Consider the following 19,759-nt stretch of genomic DNA (forward strand, 5'->3'; position numbering starts at 1 on the left):
TTTTAGAAGTTAATTTTCCAAACGGTTATGGCAGTATTTGCCATTTTTTCTTGACGCTTGCGTAAAGTTTCGGGAGTCCACTCTGTATAGTCAATATATTCTTTAGTGATTTTATACTGACTGTTGCGATAAATAGACTTTTTATATTCAAATAATTTCGACCCGATTTTATTATTTAAGCTTTCCTCCAAAAGGGTATAATTGCCAAGATATTCACAGTAAATATCTTGTTCTTCAGGTTTAAAATAATCATTCCATCCTTCTGCTGGGTTTTCGGGTAAAATATGCTCAATAGTCACCTTAGATTCTTCATAGGCAATATCAGTAGAAGACAATTGATTCTCTAATGATGTTAAAATATATCGAATAAGTTTTTTATTCCTTCCACTGTAAGGCATTGCCTTTGTCTTGAAATTATTTTTGAATCGTTCATCATCTACATATACTACTTTCAATTTATGAATAGCGTCTTTAGCTGTTTTTATTTCCTTGTTTGAGATTTTATTTGCAACCTCATTAAAAATATATTCTAATTCATTTGGGTTGAGATTACTAATAATATTATACCTGAATGAGATGATAGAAATAGCTTGCAATAACTTGGTAAATTGAGTGCTTGGTAAGTGTTTATAACCAGCTAAAAGCATTGGATAACACTGAGTTACATTAAAAAGTTGAATATCTGCTATGTGTTTAGATTGATTGTTGTCTCTACTTCGATCCCAAATTTCAGCAGCCGAATTTGAAAGACTGCTATAAATCTCAACGGCCTCCTGCAAATCATCAAGGAGTGTGGCGACTTGTTCAGGGTTCTTGTATACTCTTTTTATGGCCTTAAACAGGGTTTGCTTCCTTTCTAAAGAATATCTTGAATTCCAAAAATGTCGTAAAAAAGTAGAAAAGTCATCGCTACCTAATGCTTCGCTAATACTTTGCCATTGGGACTCTGCGCTTTTTAAATCAATATCACTTGTTTTAAAAGCAATTGAAAAAAGGTAATTTTTGAGTAAATCAGATGTCGAAAGTTTAATTCCTCTCGCATTTAATGTTTCAAAAATTTTATAAGCATTTAAATCATCTTGTACATTTATCACGGTAAAAACCAGTCTTTCTGCTATAGATTTTTCAAGAAATATAGCTAATTTTTCAGCGTTTTTATCTTTTGAAAATTTCTCTTTTAGTTTATGTAAGAAAAATTCATAGCTTCTGAGAATGCGTTTGTTTGATATTTTTTGGCGAGAAATATTGATTGGTTTGCGAAATTTGAGGATATATTGTTGATAAAAGTCGTCGTTATTTCGATTTAGAGAGAGTTTGGGCGTTATGTTTATAGATGAGGCAGATTTATTGCCAATAAACCCTCTTTCTAATTCATTACGGCGTTCTTTTGTTATATCAGGTTCGATTCCTTCGTGTATCCAATCATCTAATAATTTTATTCCAGATAAATACAATAAGCTTAAAGTAGTAATACGTTGCTGACCATCTACAATAGTAAACGTTTTATTCTCTGTATTTTGCAGAACTAGATATCCCATATAATGATATTCTTCATCTGCAAGATGCATTATATCATACCACAAATCTTCCCATTCACTAATATCCCAAGAATAATCACGCTGATAGGCGGGGACGGTATAAAACCGTCCATTGCCTATCAATTCGCTATATGTTTTTGATTCAGTATTTAAAGTTAGTGCCATATTATTGTGCATTAAAAATCGTCTTCATCGCATCTTCATAATAGAAGAGACGCTCATTGAGGACATTGAGGGCTTCGGCTTTGTCTTTTGACCATACCAAAATCGAAAGGTTGTGTTCTGAAGCTCCGTACGAAATCATTCGGATTGGAATGTGTTTCATGGCTTCAAATACTTTCAAAGCAATCCCTTCTTTATCGGCTTTGAAGTCTCCTACGATACAGATAATTGACAAGTCGCGGTCGTGTTCTTCCAAGTCGGCGATTTCGCTCAACTCGGCCGTAATTTCGCTCAAGTGCGTATCGTTGTCGATGGTGACTGATACCGAAACCTCCGACGTCGTAATCATATCCACAGGCGTTTTGTATTTCTCGAAAATCTCGAATACACGACGCAAGAAACCGTACGCATTCAGCATACGAGTCGAGTGAATATAAATTGCCGTCAGACCGTCTTTGGCCGCAATTGCCTTGATTTCGCGGTCGGTCGTAGTGGTAGCAATCAGCGTACCAAAGGCTTCGGGCTCCATTGTATTTTTCAAACGAACGGGCACGCCGCGTAATTTGGCGGGGGTAATGGTGCTTGGGTGCAAAATTTTTGCCCCGAAATAAGCCAACTCAGCAGCCTCTTCAAACGTCAATTCGCGGATGGGGAAAGTGCGTTTTACGATGCGTGGGTCGTTGTTGTGCATTCCGTCGATGTCGGTCCAAATTTGGATTTCTTCGGCACGAATTGCTCCCCCAATCAACGAGGCAGTATAATCAGAACCACCGCGTTTGAGGTTGTCAACTTCACCGCGAGGATTGCGGCAAATAAACCCTTGCGTAACGATGATTTGTTTCTCTGGATGATGGCCGAGCATATCGCTCAATAATTCCTCAATAGTTTCCAATTCAGGCTCACCATCGTGGTCAATACGCATAAAATCCAAGGCAGGCAATAGTACTGAACTTTCGCCTACTTCTTCCAAATACGCTTGGAACATCTGCGTACTCATAATTTCGCCTTGTGCCACCAACTCTTTGTCCTGCTTGAGGCCAAAAGGGCGGCTTTTTAACACTGAGCGAATAAAGTTAAACTCATTGTCAACCACTGCTTGACCTTTTTTGAGTCCTTCTTCAGTACTATATAACTCTTTGATAAACGCATCGTAGTGCGCTTTCAAAGCGTCTATTTTTTCTTGTACTTCGGCTTCGTTGTTTGCCTTGGCCGAGTCGCCCATCGAAATCAACGCGTTGGTGGTTCCCGAAAGTGCCGATAATACTACGATTTTGCGGCCGCTATCTGCCGTTACTAGATTTCTGATTGAGTGCATCCGTTCGGGTTTTCCTACCGACGTACCGCCAAATTTCCAAACTTGCATTTTGCTACTGAATTATTATTGGTGAGTTGTGTTTGAATCAAATCTGATGTTTTATGATATTACTGATTTCAGTTGCCCTGTTTAAAATCATCAAGTGTCCTCCGCCTGCAATTAGTCTTGTCGAGTGAATGTATTTACTCGGAAGAATTCTGTCGTTGTTTCCATGAATGTGAATCACATTTGGAGGAATAATCGTATTTTTCCAATGAACAATTTGAATTAAAGCCCATTTTAGAAAGCTACTATCTGTCCTTTGTAATATGGATGCCAGTAGAAGACTTTCTTGTTTGTTTTTAACTCCAAAAAACCAGTCTGTAATTTTTGTATGATACTTGAAAAGTTGAATAGGGGTGAATTTTAAAATATTCAAATAACCAAGGATACGAAAATAAACAGGGATTTCTTTAAAGGTTTTTGCACTTGATATAATGAATACTTTTGCTTTCGGTTTCAACTTCGCTATTTCTGTGGCCAACATACCTCCGAATGAAACGCCGACAATAATCGGGTCGTTTTCAGGGATAAGTTGGGTCGCTAGTCGTTTGGCATAGTCGGCTAAAAGCTCATTACGAAAGGGTGGCAGCCATTGAACAAAAATTTGTTCAAAAGAGGAGAGAGTGAGGTGTTGAAAAACTCGCTCATCTGCTCCTAATCCCCCAATCAGAAAAACCTGTTTCATGCTCAGTTATAAATTATGAAACAGACTTTCCTTTTTCTTGCTTAAACATTCCCCAAAGTGCAATCCCTACCCAAATGATATTGACCATTGCAGACGGAATAGCGCCATAGGTAAGGGTATTAACAATGAGAAAAGCACTTCCAACCAAATTTGCCCACAAATAAGCCTTGGTAGTGGCATGTAACCTACCACTGATGTTGAGGGCATACGCTCCCACTACCAGCACCGAACCTACCCATCCGAGTATATCTATAATAAGACGTTCTGTCATTTTTGAAATTTTCCGCAAAATTACACGATAAATCGGTACTATCTTGCGCCCGTTACCAATACTTGAAAATTGTCGTGATAATCTTGTAACCCGCTAAGACAACGCCTTTTACCGTGCCCGATATTTTAGAAAAACCGATTCGCTTTCGGTAGTTAACGGCTACTTCTGTTGATTTGAGACGCTGTTTCGCCGCTTTTAGTTGCATTTCGACCGTCCAGCCATAGGTTTTGTCTTGCATATCGAGTGCCAAAAGCTTATCCCATTTAATAGCCCGAAAGGGGCCTAAATCAGTGTATTGAACGCCGTATAAAAGACGTAACAGAAATGTAGCGAGCCAATTGCCAAACACTTGCTGGGGCGTCATAGACCCGCTTTCGCGTTTTCCTAACGCCCGCGATCCAATGACCATATCGTAATTTTGTTCCAAAATCGGTCGCACTAAATCAGGGAGTTCTTCGGGATAATCGGAGTGGTCACCGTCCAAAAAGACAATAATATCGGGTGGGGTTGCCAATGATTTTACGTAGTCCATTCCGCGTAAACAAGCCCGACCGTAGGCAGGCAGCGCTTCGTGAACAACAGTCGCTCCTGCTTCTTGGGCTCGAATAGCCGTTTGGTCTGTCGAGCGGTTATCGACAACGACAATCTCGCGTACCCAATTAGTAGGGATTTCCGAAATTACTTGTCCAATGGCGGCCTCTTCGTTGTAGGCTGGAATAATGACGATGATGTTCAAAAGATTGGAATTTGCAGTTAGGAGTTTGCAAAGATAGGGAAACTTTACGGCGATATGTTTGGTTTAGGGAGATAGACTCAAGGCGCTATTTTTCTCAACTCATGCACTGTCAACCCTTACCACTTGCATCCACAGGGGCGTTTCCCCCGCTTTTTTTAGATTATATCTCCCAAAAAGACCAGTTACAGCCATTTTACGGTTTATTTCCTGTTCTTGAAAACTTTGAAAAACAACTTCAGCAAAAGGCAACGTTTAGCCTTCAACATCGGGAGGTGTTGGTGCAATCGCTCGAACGTCAATACGCTCATTTGAGTCATAAACCTGATTTTTCTAGCTTATTGCAAGAAAATACGTTTACCGTCACAACGGGACATCAGCTCAATATTTTTACTGGGCCGTTGTACGTCATTTACAAAATTGTAACGACCATCAACTTGGCGCGTCAGCTCAAGGCTGCTTATCCCAATTATGACTTTGTGCCAGTGTATTGGATGGCGACCGAAGACCACGACTTCGACGAAATCAGCTATTTCAATCTTTTTGGTAAAAAATATACGTGGCAAACCCAACAAAAAGGTGCTGTTGGTCGAATGAATCCAAGAGAATTGGGTGAAGCGCTTAAGATTTTGCCTGAGCGACTGCCTATTTTTGAAAAGGCTTACTTACGCCACGATAATCTTGCGGATGCTGTGCGTTGTTACATGAATGATTTGTTTGGTAAAGATGGCTTGGTGTGTGTGGATGGCGATGATGCGGCGTTAAAACGTTTGTTTCTGCCCGTTATCGAAGACGAACTCAAAAATTCAAAGGCGTTTGATTTGGTAAAAAGTACCACGGAAGCCATCGAAAGCCTCGGATACCACACCCAGATTAGCCCGCGTGAAATCAATTTCTTCTATTTGGCGGATGGCCTACGCGAACGGATTGTGAAAGAAGGAGACGAATACAAAGCGCTCAATTCAGATATTTCATTCTCCGAAACTGAAATTTTGGCCTTGGCCAACGCGCACCCTGAGCAATTTAGCCCCAACGTCGTATTGCGTCCTTTGTACCAAGAAATCATCTTACCCAACTTAGCCTATATCGGCGGCCCTTCGGAAGTACCATATTGGATGCAGTTGAAGGGAGTTTTTGATCATTATCAAGTACCATTTCCGTTGTTGTTGCCGCGTAATTTTGCGTTGTACGTAAACGCAGCGAGCCAAAAACGGGCGGAAAAGCTGGGGGTGACGGTCGAAAACCTATTTTGGGACGATGTGCGCTTGCGTAAGTCTTTTGTAGAAAAAACATCGACGGTGTCGCTGGAATTAGCGCAGGAAAAAAAGGCGATAGAGGAGGTTTTCAACGATATTTTGCACAAAGCATTGGCCATTGACAAAACCCTTGAAGGAGCGGTTAATGCCGAAAAAGTGAAAATGCTGAATACGCTCGAAAATTTAGAAAAACGCCTTCAAAAAGCGGAAGAGCGCAATCACGAAACGGAAGTAAATCAGTTATTGGGTTTAAAAGCGAAACTTTTCCCGAGCGGAGGGTTGCAGGAGCGAAGTGAAAACTTCCTTAATTTTTATCTCAACGATAGCACGTTCATCGAGAAACTGTTGGCACATTTTAATCCCCTTGATTTTTGCTTTAATATTTTGACCGAAGAAGGAGAGTAGGAGATAGGGCTCAACTACTTAATAGTAAGGGCTCTATAGAAAAGTGAATTTTTAGTGATAGTAGGGTTCAAGTACCGATTTGTTTTGTCAAAGTACTCAATACTTTAAAAATAAAAATGTACACGCCATGAAAAACTATCGATTAAATAAGCTTTATAAGCTATGGAGACTTGCTACTTTAGGTTTAATAACAGTTGTTTCTTGTTCAGAAGGAGATAAGCCGACTCCCATAAGTTCTGTTATTCCCAGTGGAGATTTACCCAATATAAAACCCAAAGGGAATGAAAATTATCTAAAGGAAAACTCTGATTATATCTATAATCAAGAGAAGGTAAAGACTTTTGAGCTACTTATTAGAGACAAAGATTTAGAAAAGCTCAACTTCGACCCTGTCAATCAAGATTATGTAGAAGGAGCTTTGATATTTGAGGGTGATACAATTAGCCCAATTGGTGTACGTTACAAAGGTACAATTGGGGCTTTTGCTGGTTGTTTATCAAACCGCGATTGGACGAAGCCTTCGGGTCAAAAAGTTTGTGAAAAACTCAGTTTGCAAATAAAAATTAACTGGAAAAATCGTAAAGAACGGTTTTTTGACTTAAATAAACTTCAATTTCATTCGCAGAACTACGACAAATCCCAGCTTCGCGAACGTTTAGCCTATTGGCTTTTTGCCGAAATGGGCGTTCCTTCTCCGCGATCAGTTCATGCCAGGTTACTTATTAATAAAAAATATTCAGGGTTATATGGCCTTACGGAAGAGATTGATAACCGTTTTGCAGAATATTTTTATAAAGAAGGTAAAGGGAATATTTACAAGGAAGTTTGGCCAGTAAAAGCCAATGGAGAAGTGGAATCGGATGATGCTTTTATCAATGCGTTAAAAACGAATGAAGAAGAGAAAGACATTAACTTAATCAAAGAATTTGGGCAAGCGATTGCGTCTTCTAACGCATCAAACAACAAAGATGTGGTAAAGAAGTATATGAAAATCAGTGAGTTAGTGTCTTATATTGTGGTTGATAGAGCAATTAGGCATGATGATGGCCCGTTTCATTGGTATTGTACTAACGAAACGGTAAACTCTTGCACAAATCACAATTATTATTGGTTTGAAGATAAAAAAAATAGAAAAATGCATCTCATTCCATGGGATATGGATGGCACTTTTGAACACATAATCAAGAATGCAAACGAAAATACGTCTTTGGCAGACAAATGGGGTGAAACGTCGAATAACTGTTTGCCTTTTGCCAAAGGAAGTGGTAATTTAAAACATCGTTCGGCTGCTTGTGAAAAGCTAACGGAAGCATGGGTTAATTTTGACCAAGAATATAATACTACCAAAAGTTATTTTCAAAATAACTTCGTTGCAAACGATAAAATAATTTTCCAGTTAGATAAGTGGGCAAAACAAATTGAACCTTATATTATTGAGGCAGATAATATTCATAATAAAGATATTATGAACGTGGCGAATAAAAAAACAACGACACTTCTTATTTGGCAAAATGCAACAAATACGTTGAGAAGTCAAGTCAAAGCTATTCGTTAAAATCTAGAAGACAAACTGTTATACACCTAAGTCGGCAAATTATTCCTTCATTTCTCAACCTCGCTTTTTGATGATGATACGTTTTTTTGCGTTGTGGGTGATAAACTGCCTCTTCGTTTCGGTAGCAAGTGCTCAAGTGACGTACTATGTTGCGCCTAACGGGCAAGATACCTATGCAGGTACGTTGCAAAGGCCCTTCAAAAGCGTATCCAAAGCCATCGCCTTAGCCAAGCAAGTTAAAGGAGGAAAGGTGAAAATCTTTTTGCGCGAGGGGGTTTATTATTTGTCCGCTCCTATTGTGTTGAACGCCGATGAAGTGAAGGCTGCATCGTTAGAAATCGGTGCATATGCCCACGAAAAAGTAACCATTAGCGGGGGAGAGGCCATACAGCTGGCATGGAAACCGTTTAAAAATGGTATTTATCAGGCTCAGGTAAACGGCAGTGGTGTCTTCGAACAACTTTTTATCAATGGCCAATTACAGCATTTGGCACGTTTTCCTAATTATGACTCTACCGCTCGGGTATTTCATGGAACATCAGCGGAGGCAACAGCCCCCGAACGCGTACGGACGTGGAGTCAACCCGAAGGAGGCTATGTACACGCCCTTCACTCGGGCGAATGGGGCGGATTTCATTACCTAATTACGGGAAAAAATCAAAACGGAGAGTTGGCGTTGGAGGGGGGCTGGCAAAACAACCGTCCTTCGTCGATGCACAAACAGCACCGTTTTGTCGAAAATATTTGGGAAGAATTGGATGCACCGCATGAGTGGTATTTTGATAAAAAGACCCGTACGTTGTATTTTATTCCCCCTCCCAACGTAAACCTTGCCAAAGCACGGGCGGAAACCTCGGGACTATACACCTTAGTAGAATTGCGCGGCACTCCCGAAAAACCTTTGCGGAATGTTCATTTCAAAAACCTGCATTTTACGCATACTGAACGTAGCTTTATGGAAACCAAAGAGCCGTTGGTGCGCAGCGATTGGACGTTTTTTCGTGGTGGAGCCGTGCTGTTGGAGGGAGCAGAAAACTGTACCTTTACCGATCTGTGAATTTGCCGATTTGGGAGGGAATGCCGTCGTAATGAGCAAATACAATAGAAATAATACTGTCAAAGGGTGTTATATTCATCATATTGGGGCGAGTGCTGTGGCGTTTGTAGGTGATCCCAAGGCCGTACGTTCGCCTTCGTTTCGGTATGAGTGGTCGATTCCCTACGAAAAACTGGATAAAACGCCTGGGCCTCAAACCAATAATTACCCGCAAGCGTGCACGGTTGTTGACAATCTGATTCATGACGTGGGGCAAATCGAAAAGCAGGCGACGGGTGTTCAAATCGAAATGTCGGCGAAGATTACCGTGCGCCACAATAGCATTTACAATACGCCAAGGGCAGGAATAAACATCGGCGATGGGGCGTGGGGCGGGCACGTGCTGGAGTACAACGATGTGTTTAACACCGTTCTGGAAACGGGCGACCACGGCGCGTTTAACTCTTGGGGACGCGACCGTTTTTGGTACGCCAATCGACGTTACATGGATAGCCTAACGGCGGTGCATCCTGAACTGATTCTGCTCGACGCGCAGCAAACGACGATTATTCGTAATAACCGCTTTCGCTGCGATCACGGTTGGGACATTGACCTCGACGATGGCTCATCCAACTACCATATTTATAACAACGTTTGCCTCAATGGCGGCCTCAAGCTTCGGGAAGGATTTTACCGAACGGTTGAGAACAACATCATGGTCAACAACTCATTTCACCCGCACGTTTGGTTCAAAAATAGCCACGATGTATTTCGGCACAACATTGTGATGAAAAAGTATTTTCCTATTCAAATCAACGATTGGGGAAAGGAGATAGACCAAAATTTATTCCCTGATGCAGCGGCGTTGGCGTTGGCACAAAAGAATGGCACCGACTCTCGAAGTAAAGCGGGAAACCCTCTTTTTGTGAATGCTTCGGAGGGAAACTACACGGTCAAAAACGCTTCGCTGGCGCTGACACTCGGTTTTAAAAACTTCCCGATGCAGTCGTTTGGCGTCCAGAAAATAGCCCTAAAAAAACGAGCTTTACAGCCTGAGTTGCCAACACTCCTAACCAACGAATCGGTGGAAGGGAAGACCGTTGTGATTACTTGGCTGGGAAGTACGCTCAAAAACGTAGAAGGTTTAGGCGAACGCTCCGCCTACGGCCTTCCCGACGAAACGGGTGTGATTATAACGAGCGTCGCGGCCAATAGCCTATTGTCGAAAGCTGGTTTACAACCCAAAGACGTCATCCGCGTGGCTAACAATAAGCCTGTCAGAACCATTCGGGATTTGCTAGAAATCTACCAAGAAGTTAACTGGCAGGGACACATGGACGTAGAGGCGTTGCGCAATCAGCAGTGGGTGAAACGAGTAGTGATGCTAAAATGAAGGCCACTCTACGCTCCAAAAGTCGATTTGGCTACTAATTGCCATAAAAAACCTTTAGTGGCGAACCCCCTTTTTTCTACTAAGATTTAGCCTCGCTGAGGCTACTTTCTTTAATGCGTTTAACCTGATTTACAAGTGAATAAATCATTTGGATAGGAAAAGGGTGCTACAGCCCTACAAAATTAGAATTTAGCTGAAGGCGACGTTCAGGGTTAAGATTGCTTTCTTGAATCAGCATATTGGGCGTAACACCTGCAAACTGCTTAAAATCTTTGACCAAATGCTGATAGTCAGTGTAACCAGTCTTCACCGCAATGCTCAACCAGTCTAAGTCTTGACGGGCATCTTTGAGTGAGTAAGCTTGATAAAATCGACAGATACGGGCAAAATATTTAGGAGTGACGCCTACTTGTCGCTCAAAACGTTTTTCAAATTGGCGAAAACTTAGGCAGGCGTCACTGGCTGTTTGGGAGAGATTAAACCCTTGTGGGTTACTTAATATAATACCACCAATTTTGTCGATTGGCTCAAACCCAAATTTAACCCAGGAGACTTTCTTCGTAAAGTAGCGGTCGAGAATAAGCGGCAGTTCGTCGTAGGTAGTCGCATGAGCCAGCTGGTCTTCTACATCATTGATTTCTCGTCCCAAAACCACTTGTGCTTCTACGTACTGATGTAGAAGCTCGTACATCTACAAAAGACTTATTTCTGTGGCCAGTGTTTCGGATTTGAATAGTGATAACCACTTATTTTCGCAATGGGCAACAATAAGAATCGAAGTATTTTAATCACCAAGGGGGGAGGCCCTTCTTTTAAATAACTGTCGAAATCATTGCCCCAAGCCGCCTGTTGCAAGAGAAAACGAGGCGAGGTAAATATGGCAGGATCGTCTTTGATTAATCCATACAACTGACTCAGCATGAATATAAAAGAAGCAGGGGCGTCGTTCATGCATACGGCGGCAGAATCTGTTTCATTAAAAAAGCGGTGATACGTTTCTCGCGGTACGGTATATGACTCGCCTTTTCTAAGTACTTTATGTTGCCCCGCTACTATGAGCGAAAGCGTACCCGACTCTACCGAAAATGCCTCATCAAAACCCAAATGTACGTGTTCTGGCGGCCCTTCCGCGTGGGAAGTTACAATCCCTTTTACTCGTACAATCCCATTTTTGTAACTTAAAATAATAAGCTCATTTCCCTGTTGTTTATTCCCAATATGGCTATTGGGTTCAAATACTTGAGCAAAATCAGGCTTATTGTTCGGCAATAACTGACAGAGAACGGCAATCGCCAAATAAGCTCCTACGCCATAAAGCAGCCATAGTCCAATCTTTTTCATAAGTTTTATTAACGGTTGAAAGTAAGGCAAATGTAGTCGTTGTCAATCCTTTGCTGACTGTAAAAAAACGACATTTTACCACAACCGTTGTTTGTCGGGCGACACGCTATCCTGAGCAAGTAACATAGAGGGAGTCACTTCGGCAAACTCCCTGAAATCCCGCATCATGTGAGCATAATCAAAATATCCGCAACGATAGGCCACATCGAGCCAATCTAAATGAGGCTGTTGCAGTTTCATTTTGAAGGCTTTGTCAAATCGAACAATTCGGGCATAAAACTTGGGGCCTACTCCCATCCGTTCCTGAAATTTGCGTTCAAATTGGCGCGGACTTAAACAGGCCTGATTGGCAAGCCAATCCAACGACACGGCTTTCTCCGTATTTTTTACAAAGTCGATTACTTGGTCAATAGGCTGATATTCAATTTTTTTCCTTTTTAATTTGTTCAGTAAATAAGCTTCAATGTGAGCCACCATTCGATAATAGTCGGTTTCTTCCTGTAACTGTTCATTCAGAAATTTCATGTCGGTATCACCTACACTTTCCGCGTCCAACTCTTTGGAATTAAAGAGTTTCATGGGCATTTTATCCAAAAACAAATGTAAAAAACCAGGTTGTAAACAGGCCTGAATGATGAGGTGATCCTCGCCGAATTGCAGATTGATACGTTCAGTTTGCTGACCAACAAAAATGCTGCTAGGACTCGAACGTACATCGCTATTATTATTAACGATGACTTTCACCTCGCTTCGGGGGTAGAAATACAGCATTTGGTCGGCGTCAGGTGGATAGGGTTTGATACGTAAATGTGCTGGTACGTCATGAAGCTTGATGTGCAACACCATAAAGTACTTTACGTAGGGTCGCAAAGCGGGTTGGGGAAGTATGTGTGGCAGAAGTACCATCTGTTCACCATTAAATGAAGTAAATTTAGAAAAACTACGACTTCCCAAAAAACATTTGCCAAATTTGATTCAATAAAGGCTGATTACCCAAAAATAAATAGGCGACAACAGCCAAATTGAACACATAATATCCCAAACCAATGAAGAAAGGCTTGAACGTTTTTCGCGTAAAAAACTCCACCACAAAAAACAACAACCACAAACCCAGCTGCACAGCCAAACCATTGACAAGCAAACGTGCCACCGCAGGGTTGATAAAGGGTATGACCGTCATCACCATAAATCGGGCGTGGTAAGCGGGCTTTCGGCGAAAGTAAATGGCTAAACCGTAGAATACCAAGAAAACGGGGACATCGAACAGGTTGGCCGTGAAAACAGGCAGGCTTTTTTCGCGGCTTTGTTCTTGGTTAATAATCAATAGTAGTGATACAACCATCAACGCCACCACCACATACGATGCTTTGCCCACCAGTCTATGCCATTCGCGTTTTTGCTGGACAATCAAAATCGGTTGAACAATGAGCATTAATAGCCAAACAATGAGCATCACCGCGTGAAAGTGTGTAACCCCAGTGATAGCAATAGGGGTGTTGCCAATGGGACTGATAACGCCTTGAAAGTCTGGAAATTCACCAAAGTAGCTTTGGTAGAAGCAGTAAATTGCCAAAACAAAAAAGGCAACAAAAAAGTAGGGTAGGAAGCGGTAGGTTTTTTCCATCGTGGTAAATTTTTGCGAAACATACGCCCTTTTAAGCGTGTAGAGGTGGTAAAAAAACGACAGGATTTAGCGCGTAGCCATTGTTTTGTTCACCAGCCCCAGTCGGCGTTCGGGAGAGTCCAGTTCTGCTTGAAGGATAAGATTGGGTGTAACGCCCGCAAATTGTTTGAAGTCCTTGACCAAATGTTGGTAATCGTTATACCCCGTTTGTAAAGCGATACTGAGCCAATCGAGCGATGGGTTTTGTTGTTTGAACTCAAATGCTTTATCAAAACGGCTAATGCGTGCCAAAAACTTTGGGCTAACGCCCATTCGTTCAATAAACTGTCGTTCCAGATGTCGTGGACTCCAACACGCTTGGTTTGCCAGCCAATCTAACGAAAAACGATTAGGGTTTTTAATCAGTAACTGTCCAATTTGAGCCACTGGACTCGCGTCAATTTTTCGTTTTTTTGCTTTTTGCCACAAGTATGCCTCCGCAATTGTAATGATGTCATGGTAAGAGGAAGCATTGGCCATTTGCTCATTGACAGTTTTTATCTCGTGTCCAATCACACTTTCTGTGTCGAGATATTGATCGGTAATGCAACGAAGTGGGACGCCAAATAATTGGTACATGGCGTCGGGCCAAAACACCACCTTGAGCATGATATAATCGTTTGAAATGTGCAAGTTAAGCCTCGAAACTTGTTGCCCTGATACATAACAAGCTCCTCTCCGTATCACCTCGTCGGTGTGCTGATTGATACTCGTAAGCGGAGTTCGTGGGTTAAAAGTGAGGCATTGTTCGGGGCAAGGCGGGTATGGTTTCACAAAAGATACATTGCCCTGCTTTACCTTAAAATGCAGCAGTAGGTACTTTTTCACAAAGGGGGCAAGGAAAGGCGAGGGAGTAATGTGTTCAAAAACCATTCTTTTCTTTGAAATAGATTGATAGTGAGCTAGTTCAAATGTAAACAATGAAGTTTTAAAACAGGATACCGCTAAATAAGTCGCCCCGACGAAGTGGTGTCTGATGACGGCAGGGTGTGTCAACAAAAGTAAAAATAGGCTTGAAACTGCTTTTTTGATTGTGAAATGCTCACTTAGATACACATAAGTCGGCAAATTATTCCTTCATTTCTCAACCTCGCTTTTTGATGATGATACGTTTTTTTGCGTTGTGGGTGATAAACTGCCTCTTCGTTTCGGTAGCAAGTGCTCAAGTGACGTACTATGTTGCGCCTAACGGGCAAGATACCTATGCAGGTACGTTGCAAAGGCCCTTCAAAAGCGTATCCAAAGCCATCGCCTTAGCCAAGCAAGTTAAAGGAGGAAAGGTGAAAATCTTTTTGCGCGAGGGGGTTTATTATTTGTCCGCTCCTATTGTGTTGAACGCCGATGAAGTGAAGGCCGCATCGTTAGAAATCGGCGCATATGCCCACGAAAAAGTAACCATTAGCGGGGGAGAGGCCATACAGCTGGCATGGAAACCGTTTAAAAATGGTATTTATCAGGCTCAGGTAAACGGCAGTGGTGTCTTCGAACAACTTTTTATCAATGGCCAATTACAGCATTTGGCACGTTTTCCTAACTATGACTCTACCGCTCGGGTATTTCATGGAACATCAGCGGAAGCAACAGCCCCCGAACGCGTACGGACGTGGAGTCAACCCGAAGGAGGCTATGTACACGCCCTTCACTCGGGCGAATGGGGCGGATTTCATTACTTAATTATGGGAAAAAATCAAAACGGAGAGTTGGCGTTGGAGGGGGGCTGGCAAAACAACCGTCCTTCGTCGATGCACAAACAGCACCGTTTTGTCGAAAATATTTGGGAAGAATTGGATGCATCGCATGAGTGGTATTTTGATAAAAAGACCCGTACGTTGTATTTTATTCCCCCTCCCAACGTAAACCTTGCCAAAGCACGGGTGGAAACCTCGGGACTATACACCTTAGTAGAATTGCGCGGCACTCCCGAAAAACCTTTGCGTAATGTTCATTTCAAAAACCTGCATTTTACGCATACTGAACGTAGCTTTATGGAAACCAAAGAGCCGTTGGTGCGCAGCGATTGGACGTTTTTTCGTGGCGGAGCCGTGCTGTTTGAGGGAGCAGAAAACTGTACCTTTACCGACTGTGAATTTGCCGATTTAGGAGGGAATGCCGTCGTAATGAGCAAATACAATAGAAATAATACTGTCAAAGGGTGTTATATTCATCATATTGGGGCGAGTGCTGTGGCGTTTGTGGGCGATCCCAAGGCCGTACGTTCGCCTTCGTTTCGGTATGAGTGGTCGATTCCCTACGAAAAACTGGATAAAACGCCTGGGCCTCAAACCAATAATTACCCGCAAGCGTGCACGGTTGTTGACAATCTGATTCATGACGTGGGGCAAATCGAAAAGCAGGCGACGGGTGTTCAAATCGAAATGTCGGCGAAGATTACCGTGCGCCACAATAGCATTTACAATACGCCAAGAGCAGGAATAAACATCGGCGATGGGGCGTGGGGTGGGCACGTGCTGGAGTACAACGATGTGTTTAACACCGTCCTAGAAACGGGCGACCACGGCGCGTTTAATTCTTGGGGACGCGACCGTTTTTGGTACGCCAATCGACGTTATATGGATAGTCTAACAGCGGTACATCCAGAATTGATACTGCTTGATGCGCAGCAAACGACGATTATTCGTAATAACCGCTTTCGCTGCGACCACGGCTGGGATATTGACCTCGACGATGGCTCGTCTAACTACCATATTTACAACAACGTTTGCCTCAATGGTGGCCTCAAGCTTCGGGAAGGTTTTTACCGAACGGTTGAGAACAACATCATGGTCAACAACTCATTTCATCCGCACGTTTGGTTCAAAAATAGCCACGATGTATTTCGGCATAACATTGTGATGAAAAAGTATTTTCCCATTCAAATCAACGATTGGGGAAAGGAGATTGACCAAAATTTATTCCCTGATGCAGCGGCCTTGGCGTTGGCACAAAAGAACGGCACCGACTCCCGAAGTAAAGCGGGAAACCCTCTTTTTGTGAATGCTTCGGAGGGAAACTACACGGTCAAAAACGCTTCGCTGGCGCTGACACTCGGTTTTAAAAACTTCCCGATGCAGTCGTTTGGCGTCCAGAAAATAGCCCTAAAAAAACGAGCTTTACAGCCTGAGTTGCCAACACTCCTAACCAATGAATCGGTGGAAGGAAAGGCCGTTGTGATTACTTGGCTAGGAAGTACGCTCAAAAACGTAGAAGGTTTAGGCGAACGCTCCGCCTACGGCCTCCCCGACGAAACGGGTGTGATTATAACGAGCGTCGCGGCCAATAGCCTATTGTCGAAAGCTGGTTTACAGCCCAAAGACGTCATCCGCGTGGCCAATAACAAGCCTGTCAAAACCATTCGGGATTTGCTAGAAATCTACCAAGAAGTTAACTGGCAGGGACACATGGACGTAGAGGCGTTGCGCAATCAGCAGTGGGTGAAACGAGTAGTGATGCTAAAATGAGGGCGACGCTACGCTCCAAAAGTCGATTTGGCTACTAATTGCCATAAAAAACCTTTAGTGGCGCCCCCCCCCTTTTTTCTACTAAGATTTAGCCTCGCTGAGGCTACTTTTTTAATGCGTTTAACCTGACTTTTTGTACATTTGTTTACCAACTGAACGTACCATGAGCAATCGCCTTATTTCTGAAATTCTGAATGAACCAGACGCTTACTTTTTGATTCAAGCCATTGAAGTGGCACTTGAAAATGAAAAGCAGCGAAGAATTGCTTTTTATAATGACATCACCGAACAAGAAAAAGCGGAATTTATCAATGGTGAAATCATCGTTCATTCGCCTGTGATGAAGCGCCACAATACGGCTTCGTTGTTACTAGCTCGTTTGATGAGTATCTACGCCGATACAAATCAACTCGGTTTTGTAGGTATTGAAAAAATCATGATTACGCTCACTCGTAATGATTATGAGCCAGACATCTGTTTCTTCAAAAAAGAGAAAGCCGCCATCTTTACCGAAAAGCAAACACTTTTTCCTGCTCCTGATTGGGTGATTGAAATTTTGTCAGAGGGTACAAAAGAGCGTGACCGCGGGGTAAAATTCAAAGATTATCAGGCACACCAAATAGAAGAATACTGGATTATTGATCCCGACCACCAAACCATTGAACAGTATCACTACGCAGAAGGCGAATACGAACTGATTCTTAAATCGGCAGAAGGGCAGATTAAAAGTTTTGTCATGGAAGGGTTTCACATTCCAATTCGGGCTGTATTTGACGAAGCTCTAAACGTCGAAACCTTGAAAAAGTTGATGTAAGGTTTTAGTATATCACTACATTCTCAAAATCAAAACCTGAGGGGACGACGCCCATAAACTGCTTAAAATCTCGTAACAAGTGATTGGGGTCAAAATAGCCACAACGGTAGTAAAGATGGGTCAGACGTCAGTGAGACAACCTCAGCTTCTCAAAAAATTCAGGGTTAAAGTCGGCCTCTTGGAAGTGCTCTAGCACGTAGTCTAACGAGCGTTTTTGGCGTATCCACGCGTCGCAAGTAGCGTGACGAAGGCGAGTGCCAAGGGCGTTAAAACCCGTAACTTCTCGTGTGTCTTGTCGGTAGTTGATTCGGATGGCGATTTCCTTGTTTGGATGTTGCCAATAAAAGGTCTGAATGCCGTCGGTACGTTGGGCGGGAACTTCGCCGTAGGTTTGGTATTCGAGGTCAAAAAATTTGGCCGAATTAAAAAATATGCCTGGCCGATAAGCCGTCCTTTGACCACCAATGGTCTGAGCAACGGTTTCGCCCATGATTCGGCCCGTGTACCAAATTTGCTCCACCGATTTACGGCCTTGCGGGGGTGTGCGGTGTTCGACGCAGTCACCAACCGCATATACGTCAGGAAGGTTGGTTTCTAAATACTCATTGACCAAAATTCCGCGTTGCGTTTCGAGGGAAGTATTGCGTAAAAAATCAATATTTGGCTCAACGCCGATTGAAATACCTACAAGCTGACAATCAATGGTTTCACCCTGCGAAGTGATGACGCGCTCCACCTTCTGAGTACCTTGTATTTCGGCCAATTCGCAGCCAAATCGCAGGTTGATTCCGCGCTTTTGGACATGTTGAGTTACAAGAGCAGATTCTTCGGGAGGTAATACACTGCTCCAGTAACTCGATTCGCGCACGAGCATGGTCACATGAATGCCGCGCGAATGAAGCATTTCGGCCAATTCTACCCCAATTAATCCACCACCCACTATCACGGCTTGTTTCACTCCTTCCGACGACCGTTCGAGTTTTTCCAAATCCTGAAAGCTATAAAGCCCTTGGACACCATCCAAATGGGTGTTGGGCCAGGCGCCAAAACGAGGCACAGAACCCGTTGCAATGATAAGTTTATCGTAAGAGAGTTCGCGTATTTGAGAGGCGGAAGTGGCTGGTTTTGAGGCTACTTTTGTAAGGCGCTCAAGTAGGGTTGGCTGGTAAATAACCGTTTGGCTATCGGCTGAAAGAAGTAACTTACGCTGAGCAAAATCAACAGACTCAGTCATTCCTCTGACCAACTCAATCTTATTTTTTTGCCAAAACCAGTTTTCGTAAGGTTGGGTATGCTCAAACTTGAGATGCCCCATATACACGTACATGAGCGCCGTTCGGGAAAAGAAATAGTCGGTTTCTTTGGAGATAACCGTGATGCGGCAATCGCTACGTTTGCGCAGCTCTCGTGCGGCTGTGATGCCCGCAATTCCATTCCCGATGATAACAACGTGCATATTGAAAAGTGGTTATTGCAACGGTTTGGGCTTTTTCACGGTCGATTTTGAATTGGCACCAATACCAATGCGAAGCCCATAATCTTTGCCTTTGCTGACATCTTCTAACGTTACGAGCATCCCGCTTCTGGCTTTCCAAGTAGTGCGTTTGCCTTGTTTCGAATCGGGTGCGTATTTCCCCGACAAATAGGTGTCAAATTGAGTGTATAAGCTTTGAGCATCATTGGCTTCGTTGAGATAAATATCCACGCGGACGCCATTGAGGGCTTTGTTGTTGTCGAGGTAATAAAGAATGTCAATCGCTTCAAAGTTCTCGGTTTCGTGCGTGTAACCTACGTGGTCGGTACTGTCTTCAAACAATTCAAACTTTTCTTCCGCCTTGATTTTGCTCAACGGGTCGCCAAACTTAAAACCACGAAAATCGCCCCCTTGAGGCGTGATGACGAGCTTCAATAGCTCTGATTGGTTGCTACTTACAACGGGCGTTTTGACGGCATTGGCTGTATCGGTAGCAGCTTTTTGTTCGGCTGTTTTTTCGTTACTTTTCCCACACGAAAACAAGATTGCGACAACGCCAGCCAAGACTAATAAGTAGGTGTATTTTGGGTAATAATGAGTCATTTCGTCCAAATTTGC

The 19,759-nt window shown here is 42.9% G+C and carries 18 protein-coding genes; 6 read left to right on the forward strand and 12 right to left on the reverse strand.

The genetic code is table 11. The features are described from left to right. Nucleotides 1–2 precede the first annotated feature (2 nt). The 5 genes from AC23P2_RS08580 to AC23P2_RS08600 are packed head-to-tail and all read right to left on the reverse strand — an operon-like array spanning nt 3 to nt 4,749. The gene (locus tag AC23P2_RS08580) at nt 3–1,703 is read right to left on the reverse strand and encodes a DUF262 domain-containing protein (protein WP_487772806.1); all 1,701 of its coding nucleotides are present in this window, start codon (nt 1,701–1,703) and stop codon (nt 3–5) included. A 1-nt stretch (nt 1,704) separates the two neighbouring features. Continuing rightward, entirely contained in the window at nt 1,705–3,063 is a 1,359-nt protein-coding gene (locus tag AC23P2_RS08585; protein ID WP_487772807.1) for an aspartate kinase, read from the reverse strand. A gap of 37 nt (nt 3,064–3,100) precedes the next feature. Then, entirely contained in the window at nt 3,101–3,742 is a 642-nt protein-coding gene (locus AC23P2_RS08590; protein ID WP_487772808.1) for an alpha/beta hydrolase, read from the reverse strand. Nucleotides 3,743–3,755: 13 nt separating this feature from the next. Next, complete coding sequence (locus tag AC23P2_RS08595) at nt 3,756–4,013, reverse strand: CBU_0592 family membrane protein (RefSeq protein WP_487772809.1); 258 nt, start codon at nt 4,011–4,013, stop codon at nt 3,756–3,758. A gap of 52 nt (nt 4,014–4,065) precedes the next feature. Continuing rightward, complete coding sequence (locus tag AC23P2_RS08600; protein ID WP_487772810.1) at nt 4,066–4,749, reverse strand: glycosyltransferase family 2 protein; 684 nt, start codon at nt 4,747–4,749, stop codon at nt 4,066–4,068. Between the two features lie 101 nt (nt 4,750–4,850). Between AC23P2_RS08600 and bshC the strand changes: the two genes are divergently transcribed. The 4 genes from bshC to AC23P2_RS08620 all read left to right on the forward strand — a co-directional run bounded on the left by bshC (nt 4,851) and on the right by AC23P2_RS08620 (nt 10,391). Further along, nucleotides 4,851–6,407, forward strand: a complete 1,557-nt coding sequence (gene bshC, locus AC23P2_RS08605) for a bacillithiol biosynthesis cysteine-adding enzyme BshC (RefSeq protein ID WP_487772811.1) — start codon at nt 4,851–4,853, stop codon at nt 6,405–6,407. A 127-nt stretch (nt 6,408–6,534) separates the two neighbouring features. Then, nucleotides 6,535–7,962, forward strand: coding sequence for a CotH kinase family protein (locus AC23P2_RS08610; protein ID WP_487772812.1), 1,428 nt, complete (start codon nt 6,535–6,537; stop codon nt 7,960–7,962). A 70-nt stretch (nt 7,963–8,032) separates the two neighbouring features. Further along, entirely contained in the window at nt 8,033–9,019 is a 987-nt protein-coding gene (locus tag AC23P2_RS08615) for a hypothetical protein (protein ID WP_487772813.1), read from the forward strand. Between the two features lie 31 nt (nt 9,020–9,050). Next, the gene (locus AC23P2_RS08620) at nt 9,051–10,391 is read left to right on the forward strand and encodes a right-handed parallel beta-helix repeat-containing protein (RefSeq protein ID WP_487772814.1); all 1,341 of its coding nucleotides are present in this window, start codon (nt 9,051–9,053) and stop codon (nt 10,389–10,391) included. Between the two features lie 166 nt (nt 10,392–10,557). Here AC23P2_RS08620 and AC23P2_RS08625 read toward each other — a convergent pair whose 3' ends face one another. The 5 genes from AC23P2_RS08625 to AC23P2_RS08645 form a co-directional block, all read right to left on the reverse strand. Then, nucleotides 10,558–11,082 carry a helix-turn-helix domain-containing protein gene (locus AC23P2_RS08625; protein ID WP_487772815.1) on the reverse strand — a complete coding sequence of 175 codons (525 nt, stop codon included), beginning with the start codon at nt 11,080–11,082 and terminating at the stop codon, nt 10,558–10,560. 11 nt (nt 11,083–11,093) lie between these two features. Then, nucleotides 11,094–11,732, reverse strand: coding sequence for a cupin domain-containing protein (locus AC23P2_RS08630; RefSeq protein ID WP_487772816.1), 639 nt, complete (start codon nt 11,730–11,732; stop codon nt 11,094–11,096). 75 nt (nt 11,733–11,807) lie between these two features. Further along, entirely contained in the window at nt 11,808–12,638 is an 831-nt protein-coding gene (locus AC23P2_RS08635; RefSeq protein ID WP_487772817.1) for a helix-turn-helix domain-containing protein, read from the reverse strand. Between the two features lie 34 nt (nt 12,639–12,672). Next, entirely contained in the window at nt 12,673–13,356 is a 684-nt protein-coding gene (locus AC23P2_RS08640; protein WP_487772818.1) for a hypothetical protein, read from the reverse strand. A 66-nt stretch (nt 13,357–13,422) separates the two neighbouring features. Further along, a complete protein-coding gene (locus AC23P2_RS08645; RefSeq protein ID WP_487772819.1) occupies nt 13,423–14,268 on the reverse strand; it encodes a helix-turn-helix domain-containing protein in 846 nt (281 codons plus the stop codon). Between the two features lie 227 nt (nt 14,269–14,495). On the opposite strand from AC23P2_RS08645, the gene AC23P2_RS08650 reads away from it, so the two are divergent. Beyond that, entirely contained in the window at nt 14,496–16,853 is a 2,358-nt protein-coding gene (locus AC23P2_RS08650) for a right-handed parallel beta-helix repeat-containing protein (protein ID WP_487772820.1), read from the forward strand. Between the two features lie 163 nt (nt 16,854–17,016). Next, the gene (locus AC23P2_RS08655) at nt 17,017–17,667 is read left to right on the forward strand and encodes a Uma2 family endonuclease (protein ID WP_487772821.1); all 651 of its coding nucleotides are present in this window, start codon (nt 17,017–17,019) and stop codon (nt 17,665–17,667) included. A 127-nt stretch (nt 17,668–17,794) separates the two neighbouring features. On the opposite strand, the gene AC23P2_RS08660 is transcribed toward AC23P2_RS08655, so the two are convergent. Both AC23P2_RS08660 and AC23P2_RS08665 read right to left on the reverse strand, forming a co-directional pair. Further along, entirely contained in the window at nt 17,795–19,123 is a 1,329-nt protein-coding gene (locus AC23P2_RS08660) for an NAD(P)/FAD-dependent oxidoreductase (RefSeq protein ID WP_487772822.1), read from the reverse strand. A 12-nt stretch (nt 19,124–19,135) separates the two neighbouring features. After that, nucleotides 19,136–19,744: a hypothetical protein gene (locus tag AC23P2_RS08665; protein WP_487772823.1), complete on the reverse strand. Its 609-nt coding sequence runs from the start codon at nt 19,742–19,744 to the stop codon at nt 19,136–19,138. Between the last annotated feature and the right edge of the window lie 15 nt (nt 19,745–19,759).

Source organism: Runella sp. R0.1_18 (assembly GCF_057652155.1).

Excerpts from the sequence above, each read along its gene's own strand:
- AC23P2_RS08580 (WP_487772806.1), bottom strand. The coding sequence starts at position 1,703 with ATGGCACTAACTTTAAATACTGAATCAAAAACATATAGCGAATTGATA.
- AC23P2_RS08585 (WP_487772807.1), bottom strand. The coding sequence starts at position 3,063 with ATGCAAGTTTGGAAATTTGGCGGTACGTCGGTAGGAAAACCCGAACGG.
- AC23P2_RS08590 (WP_487772808.1), bottom strand. The coding sequence starts at position 3,742 with ATGAAACAGGTTTTTCTGATTGGGGGATTAGGAGCAGATGAGCGAGTT.
- AC23P2_RS08595 (WP_487772809.1), bottom strand. The coding sequence starts at position 4,013 with ATGACAGAACGTCTTATTATAGATATACTCGGATGGGTAGGTTCGGTG.
- bshC (WP_487772811.1), top strand. The coding sequence starts at position 4,851 with ATGCACTGTCAACCCTTACCACTTGCATCCACAGGGGCGTTTCCCCCG.
- AC23P2_RS08610 (WP_487772812.1), top strand. The coding sequence starts at position 6,535 with ATGAAAAACTATCGATTAAATAAGCTTTATAAGCTATGGAGACTTGCT.
- AC23P2_RS08615 (WP_487772813.1), top strand. The coding sequence starts at position 8,033 with ATGATGATACGTTTTTTTGCGTTGTGGGTGATAAACTGCCTCTTCGTT.
- AC23P2_RS08620 (WP_487772814.1), top strand. The coding sequence starts at position 9,051 with ATGAGCAAATACAATAGAAATAATACTGTCAAAGGGTGTTATATTCAT.
- AC23P2_RS08625 (WP_487772815.1), bottom strand. The coding sequence starts at position 11,082 with ATGTACGAGCTTCTACATCAGTACGTAGAAGCACAAGTGGTTTTGGGA.
- AC23P2_RS08630 (WP_487772816.1), bottom strand. The coding sequence starts at position 11,732 with ATGAAAAAGATTGGACTATGGCTGCTTTATGGCGTAGGAGCTTATTTG.
- AC23P2_RS08635 (WP_487772817.1), bottom strand. The coding sequence starts at position 12,638 with ATGGTACTTCTGCCACACATACTTCCCCAACCCGCTTTGCGACCCTAC.
- AC23P2_RS08640 (WP_487772818.1), bottom strand. The coding sequence starts at position 13,356 with ATGGAAAAAACCTACCGCTTCCTACCCTACTTTTTTGTTGCCTTTTTT.
- AC23P2_RS08645 (WP_487772819.1), bottom strand. The coding sequence starts at position 14,268 with ATGGTTTTTGAACACATTACTCCCTCGCCTTTCCTTGCCCCCTTTGTG.
- AC23P2_RS08650 (WP_487772820.1), top strand. The coding sequence starts at position 14,496 with ATGATGATACGTTTTTTTGCGTTGTGGGTGATAAACTGCCTCTTCGTT.
- AC23P2_RS08655 (WP_487772821.1), top strand. The coding sequence starts at position 17,017 with ATGAGCAATCGCCTTATTTCTGAAATTCTGAATGAACCAGACGCTTAC.
- AC23P2_RS08660 (WP_487772822.1), bottom strand. The coding sequence starts at position 19,123 with ATGCACGTTGTTATCATCGGGAATGGAATTGCGGGCATCACAGCCGCA.
- AC23P2_RS08665 (WP_487772823.1), bottom strand. The coding sequence starts at position 19,744 with ATGACTCATTATTACCCAAAATACACCTACTTATTAGTCTTGGCTGGC.